15 protein-coding genes are annotated in these 18,331 nt (G+C 74.3%); 4 read left to right on the top strand and 11 right to left on the bottom strand.

Annotated features, from left to right (window positions below; translation table 11 throughout):
- Positions 1-4 precede the first annotated feature (4 nt).
- Positions 5-2,224: an NADP-dependent isocitrate dehydrogenase gene (locus ACZ3ZD_RS12245; RefSeq protein WP_467395747.1), complete on the top strand. Its 2,220-nt coding sequence runs from the start codon at positions 5-7 to the stop codon at positions 2,222-2,224.
- A gap of 130 nt (positions 2,225-2,354) precedes the next feature.
- Positions 2,355-3,167: an N-formylglutamate amidohydrolase gene (locus ACZ3ZD_RS12240; protein WP_467395834.1), complete on the top strand. Its 813-nt coding sequence runs from the start codon at positions 2,355-2,357 to the stop codon at positions 3,165-3,167.
- On the opposite strand, the gene ACZ3ZD_RS12235 is transcribed toward ACZ3ZD_RS12240, so the two are convergent.
- Genes ACZ3ZD_RS12235 through ACZ3ZD_RS12225 form a run of 3 tightly spaced genes read right to left on the bottom strand, consistent with a single transcriptional unit; the run spans position 3,164 to position 5,720 of the window.
- Complete coding sequence (locus ACZ3ZD_RS12235; RefSeq protein WP_467395745.1) at positions 3,164-3,664, bottom strand: hypothetical protein; 501 nt, start codon at positions 3,662-3,664, stop codon at positions 3,164-3,166. The genes ACZ3ZD_RS12240 and ACZ3ZD_RS12235 overlap by 4 nt on opposite strands.
- Entirely contained in the window at positions 3,661-4,299 is a 639-nt protein-coding gene (locus tag ACZ3ZD_RS12230) for an RNA polymerase sigma factor (RefSeq protein ID WP_467395743.1), read from the bottom strand. The genes ACZ3ZD_RS12235 and ACZ3ZD_RS12230 overlap by 4 nt, the downstream gene beginning before the upstream one ends.
- Positions 4,296-5,720 (bottom strand): S8/S53 family peptidase, encoded by a 1,425-nt coding sequence (locus ACZ3ZD_RS12225; RefSeq protein WP_467395741.1) that lies wholly within the window; start codon positions 5,718-5,720, stop codon positions 4,296-4,298. Before ACZ3ZD_RS12225 ends, ACZ3ZD_RS12230 begins: the two co-directional genes overlap by 4 nt.
- 85 nt (positions 5,721-5,805) lie before the next feature.
- Between ACZ3ZD_RS12225 and ACZ3ZD_RS12220 the strand changes: the two genes are divergently transcribed.
- Positions 5,806-8,409, top strand: a complete 2,604-nt coding sequence (locus ACZ3ZD_RS12220; protein WP_467395739.1) for a CHAT domain-containing protein — start codon at positions 5,806-5,808, stop codon at positions 8,407-8,409.
- A gap of 78 nt (positions 8,410-8,487) precedes the next feature.
- Here the strand turns inward: ACZ3ZD_RS12220 and ACZ3ZD_RS12215 are convergent, their stop codons facing one another.
- Positions 8,488-10,206, bottom strand: coding sequence for a LuxR family transcriptional regulator AbsR2 (locus ACZ3ZD_RS12215; RefSeq protein WP_467395737.1), 1,719 nt, complete (start codon positions 10,204-10,206; stop codon positions 8,488-8,490).
- A 94-nt stretch (positions 10,207-10,300) separates the two neighbouring features.
- Here ACZ3ZD_RS12215 and absR1 point away from each other — a divergent pair, with 94 nt between their 5' ends.
- Complete coding sequence (gene absR1, locus ACZ3ZD_RS12210; protein ID WP_467395735.1) at positions 10,301-11,386, top strand: beta-glucuronidase AbsR1; 1,086 nt, start codon at positions 10,301-10,303, stop codon at positions 11,384-11,386.
- 189 nt (positions 11,387-11,575) lie between these two features.
- Here the strand turns inward: absR1 and ACZ3ZD_RS12205 are convergent, their stop codons facing one another.
- The 7 genes from ACZ3ZD_RS12205 to ACZ3ZD_RS12175 form a co-directional block, all read right to left on the bottom strand.
- A complete protein-coding gene (locus ACZ3ZD_RS12205) occupies positions 11,576-12,952 on the bottom strand; it encodes an NtaA/DmoA family FMN-dependent monooxygenase (protein WP_467395732.1) in 1,377 nt (458 codons plus the stop codon).
- 25 nt (positions 12,953-12,977) lie between these two features.
- Positions 12,978-14,180, bottom strand: a complete 1,203-nt coding sequence (locus tag ACZ3ZD_RS12200) for an LLM class flavin-dependent oxidoreductase (protein ID WP_467395731.1) — start codon at positions 14,178-14,180, stop codon at positions 12,978-12,980.
- A 130-nt stretch (positions 14,181-14,310) separates the two neighbouring features.
- On the bottom strand, positions 14,311-14,424 hold the full coding sequence (locus ACZ3ZD_RS12195) for a putative leader peptide (RefSeq protein WP_467395832.1): 114 nt from the start codon (positions 14,422-14,424) through the stop codon (positions 14,311-14,313).
- Between the two features lie 14 nt (positions 14,425-14,438).
- The gene (locus ACZ3ZD_RS12190) at positions 14,439-15,257 is read right to left on the bottom strand and encodes a GNAT family N-acetyltransferase (protein ID WP_467395729.1); all 819 of its coding nucleotides are present in this window, start codon (positions 15,255-15,257) and stop codon (positions 14,439-14,441) included.
- A 55-nt stretch (positions 15,258-15,312) separates the two neighbouring features.
- Entirely contained in the window at positions 15,313-16,332 is a 1,020-nt protein-coding gene (locus tag ACZ3ZD_RS12185) for an ABC transporter substrate-binding protein (RefSeq protein ID WP_467395727.1), read from the bottom strand.
- Between the two features lie 69 nt (positions 16,333-16,401).
- Complete coding sequence (locus ACZ3ZD_RS12180) at positions 16,402-17,193, bottom strand: amino acid ABC transporter ATP-binding protein (protein ID WP_467395725.1); 792 nt, start codon at positions 17,191-17,193, stop codon at positions 16,402-16,404.
- Positions 17,190-18,173 carry an amino acid ABC transporter permease gene (locus ACZ3ZD_RS12175; RefSeq protein WP_467395723.1) on the bottom strand — a complete coding sequence of 328 codons (984 nt, stop codon included), beginning with the start codon at positions 18,171-18,173 and terminating at the stop codon, positions 17,190-17,192. The genes ACZ3ZD_RS12180 and ACZ3ZD_RS12175 overlap by 4 nt, the downstream gene beginning before the upstream one ends.
- Positions 18,174-18,331: the final 158 nt, after the last annotated feature.

Genomic DNA, 18,331 nt, shown 5'->3' with positions numbered 1-18,331 from the left:
CCCGGTGACTGACTCGACCATCATCTACACCTACACAGACGAGGCCCCGGCCCTGGCGACGCATTCGTTCCTGCCGGTGATCCAGGCGTACGCCTCGCAGGCCGGTGTGCCCGTGGAGACGCGTGACATCTCGCTGGCCGGGCGCATCATCGCCGTCTTCCCGGAGTACCTGAACGAGGACCAGCGCATCCCCGACGCGCTGAGCGAGCTGGGCGAGCTGGCCAAGACCCCGGCGGCCAACATCATCAAGCTGCCGAACATCTCGGCGTCCATCCCGCAGCTCAAGGCCGCCGTCGCCGAGCTGCAGGCCAAGGGCTACGCGCTGCCGGACTACCCGGACGACCCGAAGACCGACGAGGAGCGCGAGATCCGCGCCCGCTACGACAGGATCAAGGGCTCCGCCGTCAACCCGGTGCTGCGCGAGGGCAACTCCGACCGCCGCGCCCCCGCCTCGGTGAAGAACTACGCCAAGACCCACCCGCACCGCATGGGCGCCTGGACCCCCGAGTCCAAGACCAACGTGGCGACCATGGGCGAGCACGACTTCCGCTCCACCGAGAAGTCCGTCGTGATCTCCGAGGCCGGCACCCTGAAGATCGAGCTGGTCGGCGAGGACGGCACCACCACCGTCCTGAAGGACTCCGTACCGGTCCGCGACGGCGAGGTCGTCGACGCCTCCGTGCTGCACGTCGCCGAGCTGGAGCGGTTCCTCGCCGCGCAGGTCGCCCGCGCCAAGCAGGAGGGCGTCCTGTTCTCCGTGCACCTGAAGGCCACGATGATGAAGGTCTCCGACCCGATCATCTTCGGTCACGTGGTGCGCGCCTTCTTCCCGAAGACGTTCGCGAAGTACGGCGAGACCCTCAAGGCGGCCGGCCTCTCCCCGAACGACGGCCTCGGCGGCATCCTCAAGGGCCTGGAGAACCTGCCCGAGGGCGCCGAGATCAAGGCCTCCTTCGACGCCGAGATCGCCGACGGCCCCGAGCTGGCCATGGTCGACTCCGACAAGGGCATCACCAACCTGCACGTGCCCTCCGACGTCATCATCGACGCCTCGATGCCGGCGATGATCCGCACCTCCGGCCACATGTGGGGCCCGGACGGCCAGGAGCACGACGCCCTCGCCGTGATCCCGGACTCCTCCTACGCCGGTGTCTACCAGGCCGTCATCGACGACTGCCGGGCCAACGGCGCCTACGACCCGTCCACCATGGGCTCGGTCCCGAACGTCGGCCTGATGGCGCAGAAGGCCGAGGAGTACGGCTCCCACGACAAGACCTTCGAGCTCCCGGCCGCCGGCACGGTCCGGGTGACCGACCACAACGGCAACGTGCTGATCGAGCAGCCGGTCGCGCAGGGCGACATCTTCCGCGCCTGCCAGACCAAGGACGACCCGATCCGCGACTGGGTCAAGCTGGCCGTCACCCGCGCCCGCGCCACCGGCGACCCGGCGGTGTTCTGGCTGGACGAGACGCGCGCCCACGACGCGCAGCTGATCGCCAAGGTCCGGCAGTACCTGCCCGAGCACGACACCGAGGGCCTGGACATCCGCATCCTGTCCCCGGTCGAGGCCACCAAGCTGTCGGTGGAGCGCATCCGCCGGGGTGAGAACACCATCTCGGTCACCGGCAACGTGCTGCGCGACTACCTGACCGACCTCTTCCCCATCCTGGAGCTGGGCACCAGCGCCAAGATGCTGTCGGTCGTCCCGCTGATGGCGGGCGGCGGCCTGTTCGAGACGGGCGCCGGCGGTTCCGCGCCGAAGCACGTCCAGCAGCTGGTCAAGGAGAACTACCTGCGCTGGGACTCCCTCGGTGAGTTCTTCGCCCTGGTGCCGTCCTTCGAGCAGTACGCGACGGCCACCGGCAACACCCGCGCCAAGGTCCTCGCCGACACCCTGGACCGCGCCACGGCGACCTTCCTCAACGAGGACAAGTCCCCGACCCGTCGCGTCGGCGGCATCGACAACCGCGGCAGCCACTTCTACCTGTCCCTGTACTGGGCGCAGGAGCTGGCCCGGCAGACCGACGACGCCGACCTGGCCAAGGCCTTCGCGCCGCTGGCCGAGACCCTCGCCGCGAACGAGGCGAAGATCGTGGACGAGCTGAACGCCGTTCAGGGCTCTCCGGCCGACATCGGCGGCTACTACCAGGTCGACAAGGCCAAGGCGGACGCGGCCATGCGCCCGTCGGCCACCTGGAACGAGGCCCTGGCGTCCCTGAGCTGACACCCGCGACGCCCGTATGATCGTACGTCTGTACGAGCCCACGTCCTGACGATCGCGCCCCGGCCGGCACCGCCCGGCCGGGGCGCGGTCGTACCGGCCACGCGTCGCACACCCCGCCGCCGACCTCGCCCTGGAGCAGCCCGTGACCTCCTTCGACCTCCTGCCCGGCGACGCGGACTCCCCCGTGCTGCTGCACGTGCCGCACTCGGCGCGGGCGATACCCGGGGACGTGCGCGCCGGGATCGTGCTGGACGACGGGGAGCTGGAGCGGGAACTGGACCGGATCACGGACGCGTACACCGCCGAGATCGCCGAGCGGGCCGCCGAACGGACCGGGGTGCGGCCCTGGCGGTTCGTGAACCGGCTGTCGCGGCTGGTGGTGGACCCGGAGCGGTTCCCGGACGAGCGGGAGGAGATGGCGGCCGTCGGCATGGGCGCCGTGTACACGCGGACCACGCACCGGGGCGTGCTGCGGCCCGCGGACACCGACCCGGAGCCGCTGCTCGCCCGCTTCTTCCGGCCGTACGCCGCAGCCATGACGGAGGCGGTGGCCGGCCGGCTGGCCGCGACCGGGCGGGCCGTGATCATCGACGTGCACTCGTATCCGAGCGCGCCGCTGCCCTACGAGCTGCACGGCGCCGGGCCGCGCCCGCCGGTGTGCCTGGGCACGGACGCCTTCCACACCCCGCCGGAGCTGACCGAGGCCGCCCGCGAGGCGTTCGCCGGCTGCGGTGGGACGGGGCTGGACAGCCCGTTCGCCGGGACGTACGTGCCGCTGGACTTCTACGGCACCGACGCCCGCGTCGGCGCCCTGATGGTGGAGATCCGCCGGGACACCTACATGAGCGAGCCGGGCGGCCCCGCCGGACCGGGCCTGGACCGGCTCGCCACCGCCCTGGCCGCCCTCGTCGACGCCGTAGGGGCCATGGCCTGGCCGGGTTAGGCCCGCAGCCACTGCGTGACGATCACCTCCGTGTCGGTGCGCAACCGCAGGGCGAAGGGGCCGGACGGCGGGGTGGTGCCGGTGAACCGGCCGAGGGCGTCCGCGGTGAGCGAGCCCTGGGTGGTCACCGGGCCGCCGAGGACCTCGATCCGGGCCGGCTGCGGCGGCAGTACCTGACCGATCAGACCGTCCTCGGTGACCTCCACGTCGACGCTCACCTCGCCCGCGCGGAAGGTCAGCATCCGCGGCGCGTCCGTGACGCCCCTGACCGGCAGCGCGTCCACGAGCGAGTCGAAGGTCAGGTCGGCGAGCCGGGCGTCGAGGTCGTGCAGCGCGAACGCGTCCAGGGCCGCCTGCACCAGCTCGGCCGGCACCGGGTCCAGGACGGCGGCCGCCTGACGCAGCTCCTCCTCCAGCAGGGCGTCCGCGAACTCGTCCGGCGCGTCCCCGAACCCGTCCGGCGCGTCAGCGAACTCGTCCTCGTCGTCGCCGTTCACACCGCACCCCGTGCGTTCATCCGGGCCCGCAGCCGGCGCAGGCAGCGCTGGCGCAGCGGACCGATGCTGCCGACCGCGATGCCGAGCGCGGCCGAGATCTCCGCGTAGCCGGGCGGCGGCGAGGCCATCAGCACGCGCAGCAACTGCCGGCAGCGCTCGCCCAGTCCGTCCAGCTCCTGCCACAGCCGGCGGACCCGCTCGGCCCGGTCCGCCGCGTCCTCCGAGTCGATCAGCGACTCCTCCGGCGTGCGCTCCTCGCTGGCCCGGTCCAGCACCCGGGGATCGTCGGTCAGGGTGAGCCGGGCCAGTCCCTTGAGCACCTTCAGGCACTCGTGCCGGGCCGTACTGGCCAGCCAGGCACCGGCCTTCTCGGGTTCCCGGATACGGCCCAGGTACTGGGCGAAGCGGAACCACGTGGTCTGGAAGACCTCGTGTCCGTCGGCGTCCGACAGCCGGTGCGCGCGCACCACCGACCACACCAGCGGACTCATCCCTTCCACCAGCGCCTTCCAGGCCGCGGCGTCCCCGTCGACGGCGGACTGGACCAACGCGCCGACCTCTGCTCGGTCCACGGCTCCACCCCTTGTGTACGGCCTGTCATCGTACGCCGCGGAGCGGAGGGTTCCGGACCTCATGCGGGCACGGCCTGGGCCGCGACCGGGGCGGGGCGCCAGGTGGGCGGCCGAAGCGCCGGGACCCGCGCCCCGCGCACCTCGGCCCGCTCGGTGGTGGCCGCCAGCAGCCGGGCGGCGGCCACCCGCGGGTCGCGCTCCCGGTACGCCGACATGCGGGCGGCGACGAGTCCGGCGGCCACCGGGGTGGCGAAGGAGGTACCGCTCCACTGGGCGAGGCCGTCGAACATCACCTGGTCCGGCTTGCCCCCGGTGCTCTCCCGGCCCTCGCTGAGCACGCCGGTGTGGCGCGGGAACCGGCAGGTGCAGGCGTATGCGGCGCCGAACCGGCAGGCGTCGTAGGTGGAGTGCTGGTAGACGTACGGCACGGGTGCGGTGAAGCCGGTGAGGGCGCTGGTGAGGCGCTCGCCGGGGGCGTGGACGCGCACCCAGGGCCCGTGGTTGGTGAAGCAGGCCCCGGCCTCGCCGTCCGCGCGCAGGGCGCCGACCGACAGGACGCAGTCGGCGTACTCGGGCAGGGCGGCGTAGGCGGCGGGCCAGAACGGGGAGTCGCTGCCGTTGTTGCCGGCGGCGGCGACCAGCAGCGTGCGCTGGTCGCGCAGCTCCCGCAGGAAACCCTCCAGACCGATCAGTCCGTCGGCGTCGTCGCTCGGGGTGCCCGCGGAGAGGCTGATGATGTCCGGCCAGCCGTCCCGGTCGACGGCCTCGAACAGCAGCGCCCCGAACTCCGACTCCAGCACGGCACCGGCGGCGTTGAGGGTGGCGCGCACGGTGATGTCGGTGTCGGGCGCGACGGCGGCGAGGATACCGGCGATGAACGTGCCGTGGCCGACGTACTGGCGCAGCACGCCGTCACCGTCGGTCTCGGCCGGCTGGGCGTCGCCCATGGTGTGCGCGAGCGGCGGGTAGGCGCGGTGGTCGTGGACCAGGCCGGTGTCGACCACGAGCACGCCGACCGCGGTGGCGGGGTCGTAACGTCCCTCGGCGGGGCCCGGGTTGGCGGACTCGGTGCGCGCCACGGGCACCGGCTCGTCGCCGGGGCAGGCGTTGACGGCGATGTGCACCACATGGTTGCGGCCGGCCAGCCGGCGGCCCCGGCGGGCCCCGGCCTCGCGCACCGCGCGCAGCGCGTGCGGCACGGTGTCCTCGCCGCCGGCCGGGTCGCCGACCCGGATCCGGGTGACGCCGGTACGACCGGCCGGCGGCCCGGCGCGGCGCACGTGGTCGGGGACGAGGCCCGGGGTCTCGGTGAAGTGGGTGCGCACGGCGTCCTCGACGAACCGGGCCTCCTCGCCGTCCCGGACCAGCAGGACGCCCTTCTCGTAAAGGAATCCGGCCGAGTCGTCCGACCCCAGGGTCAGTGGTACGTCCGGCAGCGAGCGCTGGATGTGCGCGAACTGCTCGTGGAAGCGGTGTGGTGCCATGTGGTGTCCTCCCCCTCAAGACGGTGTCCGACAGTGAGAGTCGCGGGGTCACCGTCTGATACAGCGGGCCACTACCATGCGGGACGTGACAGCGGGAAGCGAGTCGGTTCTCGAACTGCTGCCCTTGGTGTTCGCCGATCCGGGCGAGGCCCGGGCACGCGCCGAACACGTGCTGCGCGCCGCTCCGTCACCGGTCCACGCCAGCGTCGCCCACCAGGTCCTCGGTATCTGGCAGCGGGACTTCGGCGATCTGCGGATCGCGCTACGGCATCTGCGGCGGGCCCGGGACCTGGCCGCGCGCGCCGAGTCGGCCGACCGGGAGGCCGATGTGCTGGCCACGCTGGGGGTCGCACTGGTGCACGCGGGGCGCACACGGCAGGGGCTCGCGTCCTTCGAGCGGGGGGTCGCCCGGGGCAGCGGTCACACCCGGGCCCGGGTGCTGTACCGGCGGGCCTACGTGTGGTGGGTGCTGGGGCGTCACCGGGAGGCCCTGGAGGACGTACGGCGGGCCCTGCCCGTCCTGCGGCAGGCCGCCGACGACATCTGGACCGCGCGGGCGCTGACCCTGCGGGCCACCGTGCATCTGGCGCTGGGCGCGGTGGACCGGGCCGTCGCGGACTTCACGGCGGCGGAGCGGCTGTGGGACACCACCGGCCAGGAGCACGACAAGGCGGACGCGGTGGAGAGCCGGGGGCTCGCCGCGTTCCGGTCCGGGGACGTCCCGGTGGCGCTGCGGCTGCTGGACGAGGCCGAGGAGCGCTACGCCAGGCTGGGCACGCCCACGTACAACCTGTCGATCCGGCGCTGCGAGGTGCTGATGGCGGCGGGGCTGGCCCCGGAGGCGCTGGCCGAGGCGGACGCGGCGATCGCGCTGCTCGATCGGATCGGCGGGCAGTCCACCCGCAAGGCCGAGCTGCTGCTCGCCGCCTCGTGGGCCGCCCGGTCGGCGGGGGACGCACACACGGCCACGGCACGCGCCGCCGTCGCCGTACGGCTGTTCGCGGCGCAGCGCCGGGCCTGGTGGGAGACGCACGCCCGGCTGGTGCTGCTGGAGGCGCGGGTGGCGGCCGGGCGGCGGTCGGGGCGGATGGTCGCGGACGCGGCGGCGGTCGCCGGGCGGCTGGCCGCCTTCGGGTCGCCCGCCGCGCCGGAGGCGTCGCTGCTCGCGGGCCGGATCGCGCTGGCGCTCGGCTGGACGGCGGACGCGGAACGGCACCTGTCGGTGGCCGCGCGCAGCCGGCACGGCGGGCCGGCGACGGCCCGGATGACGGGCTGGGTGGCGCAGGCGCTGCGGGCGCGGGCGGCCGGTTCCCGGCGCGGGGTGCTGGAGGCGTGCCGGCGCGGCCTGGACGTGCTGGACGACCACCGGATGACGCTGGGCGCCTCGGAGTTGCGCGCCCACGCGACCGCGCAGGGTGCCGAACTGGCCGCACTGGCCCAGGAGGTGAGCCTCGCGCAGGGTGGTGCGCGCCGGCTGCTGGGGTGGAGCGAGCGGTGGCGGGCGACGGTGCTGTCCGCGCCGCCGACCCGGCCGCCCGACGATCCGGCGCTGCTGAGCGGGCTGACCGCCTACCGGGAGATCGCGGCCCGTGCGGAGGGCGCGCGGATGGCGGGCCGCCCGGTGCCGGCGCTGGAGCGCGAACAGCGGCGCCTGGAACGGGAGATCCGCTCGCGCACCCGGCACATGGGCGGGGCCGCCGCCGGTGCGGGCGACCGGCTCGACGTGGGCCGGCTGCTGGACCGGCTGGGCGACGGCCGGCTGGTCGAACTGGCCGTGGTGGACGGCCGGGTGCACGTCCTGCTGTGCGGGCAGGGCCGGGTACGGCGGTTCGCCGCGGGCTCGCTGGCGGAGGCGGTGGCCGAGGCCGAGCATGTGCAGGCGGCCCTGCGACGGCTCGCGCACCCCGGGGGCGAGGCCCGGCTGCCGGTCGTCGAGGCCGCCGGCCGGCGCCTCCAGGAGCTGCTGCTGGCCGGTGCGGTGCCGTGCCTCGGCCCGGGCCCGGTGGTGGTCGTACCGCCGGGCGCGCTGCACCGGGTGCCCTGGGCGCTGCTGCCCGCGCTGCGGGAGCGGGTGCTGAGCGTGTCGCCGTCGGCGGCCAGTTGGCTGCGCGCCCGGGAGACGGCGCCGCCGGCGGAGAGCCGGCCGGTGCTGGTGCGCGGCCCCGGCCTGGCGACGGGCGGCGCGGAGGTGTCCGAGCTGGCGGACCGGTACGGCACGGCGACGGTCCTGGAGGGCGAGGCCGCGCAGGTGCCGCGGGTGCTGGCGGAACTCGACGGCGCGGGCCTCGCCCACCTCGCGGCGCACGGCACGTTCCGCGCCGACAGTCCACTGTTCTCCGCGCTCCGGATGGCCGACGGCCCGCTGATCGTCCACGACTTCGAGCGCCTGGCCCGCAGCCCGTACCGGATCATCCTCTCCAGCTGCGACACCGCCCGCCTCGCCTCGGTCGGCGCCGACGAACTCCTCGGACTGGTCACGGCGTTGCTGCCGCTGGGCACGGCCGGGGTGGTGGCGAGCAGCGCGCCGGTCAACGACGCGGCGGTGGTGCCGCTGATGCTGGCACTGCACAAGGGCCTCGACGCGGGCCTGTCCCTGGCCGAAGCCCTGCGCGACGCCCGCACGACCCTCCCCGCCGACCCGGTCCACCAGGCCACGGGCTGGGCCTTCGCCGCGTTCGGCGCGGCATGACCGACGCCCCCCGGCGCTCCATGGCCGCCTCCCACCTCCTCGCACGGCCGGCGTGAGCGAGGGGATTCCCGCGTCCGCTCAGGCCGTCTCCCGGGTCTCCACCAGCCAGGGCAGCGCGTCGCGGTCCCCCGTGCCGAGTCGGGTGTACGCGCTGTACAGGTGGTTCCCCACCGTCCGCACGGACAGCGTCAGCCGCTCGGCGATCTCCCGGTTGCTCAGCCCCGCCGCGGCCAAGGTGACGATCTGCCGTTGCCGGGCGGTGAGTTCGCCGAGGACCAGTCCGGCCAGCGCGGGCGTGCGCGCTCCCTGGCAGCGCCGGGCCAGGGCGACGGCCCGGGTACGGGACAGCCGCGCGGCCCGTGGGTCCCGGTGCGCCCGTGCCGCCTGGGCGTGCGCCTCGGCCGCGTACAGCAGGAACCCCCGCTCGGCCAGCGCCTGCGCGGCCCGGTCCAGCGCGGCCCCGTCCCCGCGCGCGAGCGCGTCCGCGTGGCGGGCGAACACGCTCCCGGCCGGCAACCGCTCCACCGCCCGCCCGGGTTCGCCGAGGCGTACGGCGTCGTAGCGCGCGTGGACGGGGTCCGGGTCGGTCCCCTCGCCCGACCGGCCGTCGGCGAGGGCGAGTTCGTCCAGGCATCCGCGGTGGGACGCGTTCTCCCGCAGCCCTTCGCGGGCCCAGGCCGCCGCCTCCCGCAGCTCGCCCCGCAGGCGGGCGAACCGGGCGCGGACCGCGGCGTACCCGGCGGGCAGCGGGTCACCCTCCGCCACCAGCCACTCCCCCACCGGCGTGGGCACCGGCCGGACGTCGTACCGCTCCATCCGGCACGCCAGCGTGCGCTGTTCGGCTGCCAGCGCGGGGCCGTACGCGAAGGGCGGGCGGCCGAGCCGCCGGGCCCGCAGCCGGCCAGCCGTGGCACGCAGCGCGGGGCCGTGCAGGGGGTGGGCGAGGGTGACGGCGCCCCGCTCGTCGACGCCGACCAGGCCGTCCGCCTCCAGGTGTTCGAGCGCGGCCAGGTCCAGCTCGTCCGCCGGCAGCGGCAGGGGTTCGGCGAACGCGAGGCGTTCCAGGGCGTCCCGCTCGCCGGGCCCGGGCCGCTCCAGGGCGGGGGCGAGCCGCTCGCGGAGCGCCGGGGTGACCGGCAGGGCGCCCCGCCAGGCCCGCTCGCCGGTGTCCGGCACGGGCGTCAGCCGGCCGGAGCCGGCGAGCGCGGTCACCAGGTCGCGCAGCAGCCGCAGGTCCCCCTGGCAGGCCTGGTGCAGCCGGCGCACGGTGAGCGGTTCCAGGCCGGCACCGGCCAGCAGCCGGGCGGTGTCCTCGGGGGGCAGCGGGTCGAGGGGCAGCCGGGGCAGCAGTTCCCCGGTCCACAGCCGGGAGACCGCCGCGGGCGCGGGCGGGCCGTCCGCCGCGGCCACGACCAGGCGGGTGCGGCCCCGCACGGCCAGCTGGTGGACCAGGGCGGCGGAGGTCTCGTCCAGCAACTGGGCGTCGTCCACGACGAGGAGGCGTACGCCGGACAGCGCGCGGACCGCGCGGTGCAGCGAGACGGTGTCGGGGAGCAGGTGCGCGAACGCGGCGAGGGGCAGGTCCCGGGCCTCGGGCGTGCCGGTCACCCGGGCGTGGTCGGCGCCCCGCACCGCCTCGGTGATCAGCCGGGTCTTGCCGCGGCCCGCCGGGCCGGTCACCACGATGCCGGTCCGTCCGGCGGACAACGCGCCGCGCACCAGCTCCAGTTCGTCCACCCGGCCGGTGAACGGCCACGGCAGCCGGAGGGTCTTCGCATCCTGTTCGTAGGTCGTCACATCATCCTGAGCGCGCCTACTCAGGTTTGATACAGGGTGACTTGAGTAGCCCCCGACTCAGGCGCCCGGGCGGGGCGGGCGGCACGCTGGCCGCATGACCCGACGCCTCTGCTCGCTTCCGCGGCAGCCGGCCCCGGCGTTCGCCCCGGGGCTGACGGCCGAGCGGCTGGGCGCGCTGCTCGCGGGGCGGCGGATGTGGGCCGGCGGCACGGTGCTGCACTACTGCTTCCTGGACGCCCCTGCCGACGCCTCGGTCATCCCGGTCCCCGGGACCGGGGAGCTGCGCCGGGTGCCGTGGGCGGGCGGCGAGGAACAGCGGGACGTGGTCCGGGCGTGCTTCGACGAGTGGCGGGACCTCGGCATCGGCGTCGGCTTCGCCGAGGTCGGTGACCGCGGTGAGGCGGAGCTGCGGATCGGGTTCCAGGCCGGTGCCGGGTCCTGGTCGGCGGTGGGCCGGGACGCCCTGTCGGTGGGCCGGGCCGAGCGCACCATGAACTTCGGCTGGGACGTGACCGCGCCCGCGGAGCGCGGGACGGTCCTGCACCAGATCGGGCACGCGCTCGGCATGGTGCACGAGCACCAGAGTCCGTTCGCCGGGCTGCACTGGGACGACGAGGCCGTGTACGCCGAACTGGCGGGCCCGCCGAACTTCTTCAGCCGGGAGACGACGTACCGCAACGTGCTGGGCCGGCTGGACGCCTGCGAGGCGGGCGGCCCGGTGTGGGACCCGCGGTCGGTGATGACGCTGCCGTTCGGGCCGGGGCTGGTGCTGGAGCCGGAGCGGTACCGCGCGGGCCTGCGTCCGCCCGGCACACCGTCGCCGGCGGACAGGGAGTTCGTGCTGCGCTGGTATCCGCCCGCCGGTTCCGCCGGGCCGGCCGCGCTGGTGCCGTTCCGGTCGGCTCCGCTCGGTCTGGGGCCGGGCGGGCAGGCCGACTTCACCGTCGCGCCGCCGCAGACCCGCGCGTACACCGTGGGCACCTTCGGCGACGCCGACACCGTTCTGGTGGTCTTCGAGGAACGCGACGGGGAACCGCGCTTCCTCGCGGGCCACGACGACGGCGGCACACCGGGCAACGCCGCCGTCCGCGTCCGGCTCGTCAAGGGCCGCCGCTACGTCGTCCGGGTCCGCCTGTACTCCGCGTGGGGGTCGGGGGACACGGCGGTCATGTGCTGGTGACGGCACACGGACGACGGCGGGCCACGGACCGGCGCCGGGGGAAGGGGTATGGACGTCACCCACGGGGGAGGTGACGTCCATACCCGCACCGGCCAGCTGCCCACCTCCGGCGGGCGGCCCGGGTCCTTCGCCCACCCCGCCGGCCTGCCGTCGTGGAGGGGCACGCGCCGCTGCGCGCGGCGAGGGGCCTCACGACGCGGCCCGGTCGGCCGGGGCGGCCGCGTCGGGGTGGGCGAGGCCGAGGTGGTCGCGCAGGGTGGTGCCCTCGTAGTCGGCGCGGAAGACGCCCTGTTCCTGGAGGATCGGGACGACCTTGTCGGCGAACGGGTCGAGTCCGCCGGGGGTGATGTGCGGGACGAGGATGAAACCGTCGGAGGCGTCGGCCTGCACGAAGTCGTTGATGGTCCGCGCGACGGTGGCCGGGGAGCCGACGAACGTCTGCCGGTTGCCGGTGTTGATGACCAGGTCGCGGATGGACCACTTGTTGGCCTCGGCGAGCTGCCGCCACTCGCGGGCGATGGCGACCGGGTCCCGGTACATCCGCACCTGGGCGCGGCCCCGGGAGATGTGCTCCTCGGCGACGACCGGGTCGACGTCGGGCAGCGGGCCCTCCGGGTCGTATCCCGACAGGTCACGGTTCCAGACGAACTCCAGGTGCTTGATGGCGGTGGCGCCGCTGACCTGCTGCCGGCGGACCTCGCGGGCGAGTTCGGCGGCCTCCTGGTCGGTGTCGCCGAGGACGAAGGTCGCGGCGGGCAGGATGAGCAGCTGGTCGGGGCGGCGGCCGTACCTGGCGAGGCGGGACTTGACGTCCGTGTAGAAGGCCTGGCCCTCCTTCAGCGTGGAGTACCGGCTGAAGATGGCGTCCGCGTCGGAGGCGGCGAACTCGCGGCCCTCCTCGGAGTCGCCGGCCTGGAAGACGACGGGACGGCCCTGCGGGGAGCGCGGGACGTTGAACCGGCCGTGGATGTCGAAGTGCTGCCCCCGGTGCACGAAGGCGCCGGCCCTGGCGTCCCGGAGGAAGGTGCCGGTGGCCTGGTCGGCGAGGATCTCGTCGCCGTGCCAGGAGTCGAACAGCTCGTGGGCGGTGGCGAGGAACTCCTTGGCGCGGGAGTAGCGCTCCTCCTGCGGCAGGAAGCCGCCGCGCCGGAAGTTCTCGCCGGTGAAGGCGTCCCAGGAGGTGACCACGTTCCACGCGGACCGGCCGTCGGAGAGGTGGTCGAGGCTGGCGAACTGGCGGGCCACCTCGTACGGCTCGTTGAACGTGGAGTTGATGGTGCCGGTCAGGCCGAGCCGGTCGGTGACGGCGGCCAGCGCGGCCAGCACGGTGAAGGTGTCGGGGCGGCCGACCACGTCGAGGTCGTAGATCCGGCCGCCCTGTTCGCGCAGCCTCAGTCCCTCGGCGAGGAACAGGAAGTCGAACTTGGCGCGTTCGGCGGTCCGCGCGAAGTGCGCGAAGGAGCTGAACTCGATGTGGCTGCCGGCGGCCGGGTCGCTCCACACGGTGGTGTTGTTGACCCCGGGGAAGTGGGCGGCCAGGTGGATCTGCTTCAGCGGCTTGCTCATGGCGTACGGTCGTCCTCTCCGGCGTTCAGACTGCTGCGTAGCGGTTGGCGGGGCGGCCGAGGCCGAGGAGGCCGCGCAGGGTGCCGGCCTCGTAGGCGTCCCGGAAGCGCCGGCGGCGCTGCAGCTCGGGCACCAGGTCCCGGGTGATCCGGGGCAGGTCGTGGCCGGCGACCGCGGGCCGCAGCCGGAAGCCGCTCAGTCCGCTGTCCGCCCACTCCTCCAGCAGGTCGGCCAGTTGGGCGGCCGTGCCGGTGAAGATCCGGGCGTCGCTGGTGTACGGCTCCCCCGCGAGCGTGTCGAGACGGTCGCGGCGGGCCTCCGCCTCGGCCCGGCTGTCGTCCAGCAGGACGACGAGGTCGCCGAAGACGTGCAGGGTGCGGTCGGCGCGGCCCGCCGCCTGCTGTTCGGCGCAAATCTCGGCGACGATCGCCCGGGCGTCGTCCGCGTCCCGGGGGGTGACGTAGCCGACGTCGGCCTGGCGGGCCAGCAGCCGGTACGGGACCGTCCGGTGGGCGAGCGCGGTGACCGGCGGCTGGCCCTGCGGCGGGCGGGGGGTGATGGAGGGGCCCTTGACGCTGAAGAAGCGGCCCTCGAAGTCGATGTAGTGCAGCTTGTCCCGGTCGACGAAGCGGCCGGTCGCCGCGTCCCGGATCTCGGCGTCGTCCTCCCAGCTGTCCCAGAGCCGGCGGACCACCTCCACGTAGTCGCCGGCCTCCTCGAACAGTTCCGTGATCAGCTCCGGGGCCTCGGGGGCGTCGAAGCCGTCGATCCGGGGGATGGTGCGCCGGCCGAAGTGCGCGGCTTCGTCGGGGCGGAAGGTGGTCCGCACGCGCAGGCCCGCGCGTCCGGTGCTGACGTAGTCGAGGGTGGCGATCGCCTTGGAGATGTGGAACGGCTCCGTGTGTGTGGCCACCACGGTCGGGACCAGGCCTATGTGGCGGGTGAGCGGGGCGACCCGGGAGGCGATGAGGACCGCGTCGAGCCGGCCGCGGACCTGGTCGGTGCGCTCGTCGGGCGCGAGGAGCCGGGAGGACTGCGGGCCGAGGTCGTCCTCCAGGGTGACGAAGTCGAGCAGGCCGCGTTCGGCCTCGGTGATCAGGTCGGCCCAGTAGCGGGCGGTGAACAGCTCCCGGGGGCGGGCGACGGGCTCGCGCCAGGACGCGGGGTGCCAGCCGGTGCCGTCCAGGGCGACGGCGAGGTGCAGGGGGGCGGGGGAGGCTGAGGACACGTCGGTGCCTTCCTTGATGTCCGTACGAGAACACCGGCTCGCGGTGCCGGCGGCGGCCGGGGCGGGCGGCGGCGGCCACGGGCGAGCGCGGCAGGGCAGGACCCGGGCCGGGAAGCGGGCCGGGGAGGGGTCAGCGGCGACAGAGCGCGGCGGACACGCGCTGGAGGTCTATGTGCGGCCGGGAGTGCAGACGGACGGAGCGGTACGGGTGCGGGGCGTGCGGCGGGCGTGCCTGCGGGGGCACTCGGGTCACGGCCGTCACCTCCCTCCGTCGGCCGCGGCGGGCCGGATCGGCGTCCGCGCGGCGGTTCTCGTCACGACGTCCAACGCCCGGCCGGCGCCGCTTGTTCCCGGGCTGCGCAGCTGCACGATGCGGTGGCGGCGGCGCAGCGTGAACCCGAGGGACTCGTACAGCCGGATCGCGGGTGTGTTGTCAGCGGCGGCGTGCAGGAACGGGGTGTCCCCGCGGTCCCGGATGCCCGCCGCGACCGCGCGCACCAGCCGGGTCGCCAGTCCCCGACCGCGGTGGGCGGGGTCGGTGCACACGGCGCTGATCTCGGTCCAGCCGGGCAGCCGCAGCCTCTCCCCCGCCATGGCGACCAGTGAGCCGTGGTGCCGGATGCCGAGGTAGGTGCCCATCTCGACGGTCCGCTCCAGGAACGGGCCCGGCCGGGCGCGGGCGACCAGGCCGAGGATCTCGGGGACGTCGTCCGGGCCCAGGCGCACCGCCTCCGGCGCCGGTTCGGCCCGCAGCGCGGTGTCGACGAGCTGGACACCCTCGCCCTCGCCGAGCGGCTCCCAGCCGTCGGGGAGCCGCTCGACGGGCTTGACCCGTACGGTGGCCGCGGGCCCGACGAGCGTGTGCAGGTCGGCCCAGGCCGCCGGGTCGGCCGGGTCGGCGAGCGCCGCGAAGGCGTACGTCTCCGGCAGGTAGCGGGCCGCCCGGCCGTACCGGTCGGCGAGGTGGGCGTGCGGGCCGTCGAGGGCGGCCCAGACGGCGTTGTCGAGGGCGGGGGCACCGGGCAGGCCGGGCAGGAGCGGGACTTGGCCGCCGCGGACGTCGGTCGGGTGGGCCACGGAAGCGGAGTCCTCTCTGCGGGTGCGGGGCGCTGACCGGTCGGGTGACGGGTAGTCAGGAATTGGTGACGGGCAGCCCGGGCGGGTTGACCTCGGACTTCGCCACGGACTCGTTGGAGAGGTTGTAGGCGGCCAGCCAGGTGGTGTACTGCCCGTGTCCGATAAGGTAGTTGATGGCCTCGGCGAGCGGCCGGGCCAGCCCGGTGTCCTTCTTGGCGGTGGCCGCGATCAGCCCCTGGAGCGTCGCGCCGGCCCCGGAGAAGGTGCCCGCGTTGCGGGTCGGGTCGGGAGTGTGCGCGGTCTGCCGGGCCCGGTAGGCGATGGTGGGGTTGGGCCCGAAGTAGGCGTCGATCTTCCCGCTGTTCAGCGCCAGGTTGATGGCGTTCTGGTCCGGGAAGTACTTGACGGTGAGCTTCTTGCCCTCCTTGGCCAGCTTGTCCTTCCACTCCAGGAGGATCTTCTCCTGGTTGGTGCCGGCGCCCACGCTGACCGTCTTCCCGGCGAGGTTCTCGTAATCGCCGTTGAAGTCCCAGGAGTTCTTCTTCAGCACCTCGAAGGCCAGGTTGTCCTTGCGGTAGGAGGCGAACTCGTACTTCCTCTTTCGCTCCTCGGTGACGGTGACGTTGGAGAAGGCCACGTCGACCTTGCCGCTGTCGACGCCGACGAACAGGTTCTCCCAGGTGGAGTTGCGGATCTCGGGCTTGAGGCCGAGCACCGCGGCCACCAGGCGGCCGAGGTCGGGTTCGGAGCCGGTGAGGGTCTTCTGGTCGCTGCCCACGAAGTCCAGCGGCGCGGTCCCCGAGGGCAGGCCTCCGACACCGATGACGAGCGTGCCTCTCTTGCGGACGGCCGCGGGCAGGTGGGCGCGGATGGACTTCACCTCGGAGACCTTCAGCGCGGTCTCCCTGGCGGCGCCGTTGGACAGCCGGCCCACGGTCACCGTGCCGGCCGTGTCGGTGGTGGTGGCCGCGTCGCTGTCCCCTCCGCAGGCGGCGAGCCCGCCGGCCAGGGAGAGGGTCACGGCCGCCGCGGTGAGGCCGTGTATCAGGCTGCGTCGGGAGAACTGGCTGGGCATGGCTGTCCTTGTCGTTCGGAAGGCTGGTGCAACAGACTCGGAGGGAGGTGTACGGCAACGGGTACGCGGTCAGAGCACGTTGGCGAGGAAGTCCCGGGTCCGCTCGTGCCGGGGCTGGTCCAAGACCTGGCCGGGCGGCCCCTGTTCGACGATCCGGCCGGCGTCGAGGAAGACGACCCGGTCGGCGACCTCGCGGGCGAAGCCGATCTCGTGGGTGACGATGAGCAGGGTGGTGCCGCTGGTGGCCAGGTCCTTGATGACGGCCAGCACCTCGCCGACGAGTTCGGGGTCGAGCGCCGAGGTCGGCTCGTCGAAGAGGATGATCCCGGGCCGCAGGGCGAGGGCGCGGGCGATGGCGACGCGCTGCTGCTGGCCGCCGGACAACTGCCGCGGGTAGGCGTCCGTCTTGTCGCCGAGGCCCACGCGGTCGAGCAGTTCGCGGGCGAGTTCCCGGGCCGCCGTCCGGGCCAGCCTGCCGGTGGCGGCGGGGGCGGCGGCGACGTTGTCGAGGACGGTCAGGTGCGGGAAGAGGTGGAAGCTCTGGAAGACGAAGCCGATCCGGCTCCGCTGGGCGAGGATGGCCCGCTCGCTCAGTTCCCTCAGCCGTTCCCCGTGCCGCTTCACCCCGATCAGCTCGCCGCCCACGCTGACGTGGCCGATCTCGGGCTTCTCCAGGTGGTTGACGACTCTGAGCAGCGTCGACTTGCCGGAGCCGGACGGCCCGATGATCACCGTGACCTCGCCGGGACGGACGGTCAGGTCGATGCCGTCGAGGACGCGGTGGGCGCCGTACCACTTGTGGACGCCGTGGATGTCGAGCGCGGCGGGTGCGGGCTTCGTGAGGGTCGGTGCGGTGGTCATACGGCGGCCTCCCTGCGCAGCCGGTCGCGGAGCCCGGCCAGGCCGGCCCGGGCCTTCTGCAACGGGGTCGGCGGCAGGGTGCGCGTGGCGCCCCGGGCGTAGTACCGCTCGACGTAGAACTGGACGACGGACACGGCGCTGGTCAGGATCAGGTACCAGACGGTGGCGACCACCAGCAGCGGTACGACGTCGCCGGGGTAGGTGCTGCCCATCGACTGCACGGTGCCGAACAGGTCGAGCAGGGACACGTAGAACACCAGGGACGTGCTCTTGATCAGGCCGATCAGCTGGTTGACGTAGTTCGGGGTGATGGACCTGAGGGCCTGCGGGAAGACGATCCGGCGGAACTGGTAGCCCTTGGGCAGACCGAGCGCGGCGGACGCCTCGTGCTGTCCCTGGTCCACGGAGAGGATGCCGCCGCGGACCACCTCGGCCGCGTACGCCGCCTCGTTGAGGCTGAGGCCGATGACGGCGATCGTCATGTCGGTGGCCAGTCGTGACTCGTCGAAGGTGACGAAGGCGGGGCCGAAGGGCACTCCGAGGCTCAACGTCTTGTACAGGGCGCTGAAGTTGTACAGGAAGATCAGCACCACGATGAGCGGTACGGAGCGGAACAGCCAGGTGTACGTCCAGCTGGCCGCGCGCAGCACCGGGCTCCGGGAGAGCCGGGCGACGGCGAGCAGGATCCCGCCGAGAAGTCCCAGCACCGCGCTGAGAGCGGTGACTTCGAGGGTGACGAGGAGGCCGTCGAGGACGGTGGGGCGCAGGAACCAGTAGCGGAAGCGGTCCCACTGGTAGAAGGGGTTCGTGACCAGTCCGTGCAGGATCTGCGCGACGAGCACGAGGACGACGGCGGTGACGATCCACCGGCCGGGCCGGGGCAGCGGCTGAACCCGCTGGGGGCTGACAGGTTTTGACGGTGTGTCGGCGCGTGTGGGCGGCTCGGCGGTCGAGACGGCGGCGCCTGGGGGTTGGCTCATGGCGGGCTCCGGCGGAGTCGGACACCCGGGGTCCGCGCACGGGCGGGCGTGGGCTGCCGTCGGCACGGGGGCGGAGGGCGGCGCACGGGCGGGCGCGGAACCGGGGGCTGGGCGGACAACGGCACACCGGGCGGTGGGCGTGCGGCGGGAACGCGGGG

It is taken from the genome of Streptomyces sp. NPDC023481 (assembly GCF_055560195.1).
This window is presented reverse-complemented; position numbering and strand designations above follow the sequence as displayed.

Bases quoted from the DNA above. Each gene is read 5' to 3' on its own strand.
- ACZ3ZD_RS12180 (WP_467395725.1), bottom strand. From the start codon at position 17,193: ATGACCACCGCACCGACCCTCACGAAGCCCGCACCCGCCGCGCTCGAC.
- absR1 (WP_467395735.1), top strand. From the start codon at position 10,301: ATGACCCGACGCCTCTGCTCGCTTCCGCGGCAGCCGGCCCCGGCGTTC.
- ACZ3ZD_RS12225 (WP_467395741.1), bottom strand. From the start codon at position 5,720: ATGGCACCACACCGCTTCCACGAGCAGTTCGCGCACATCCAGCGCTCG.
- ACZ3ZD_RS12205 (WP_467395732.1), bottom strand. From the start codon at position 12,952: ATGAGCAAGCCGCTGAAGCAGATCCACCTGGCCGCCCACTTCCCCGGG.
- ACZ3ZD_RS12185 (WP_467395727.1), bottom strand. From the start codon at position 16,332: ATGCCCAGCCAGTTCTCCCGACGCAGCCTGATACACGGCCTCACCGCG.
- ACZ3ZD_RS12175 (WP_467395723.1), bottom strand. From the start codon at position 18,173: ATGAGCCAACCCCCAGGCGCCGCCGTCTCGACCGCCGAGCCGCCCACA.
- ACZ3ZD_RS12230 (WP_467395743.1), bottom strand. From the start codon at position 4,299: ATGAGGTCCGGAACCCTCCGCTCCGCGGCGTACGATGACAGGCCGTAC.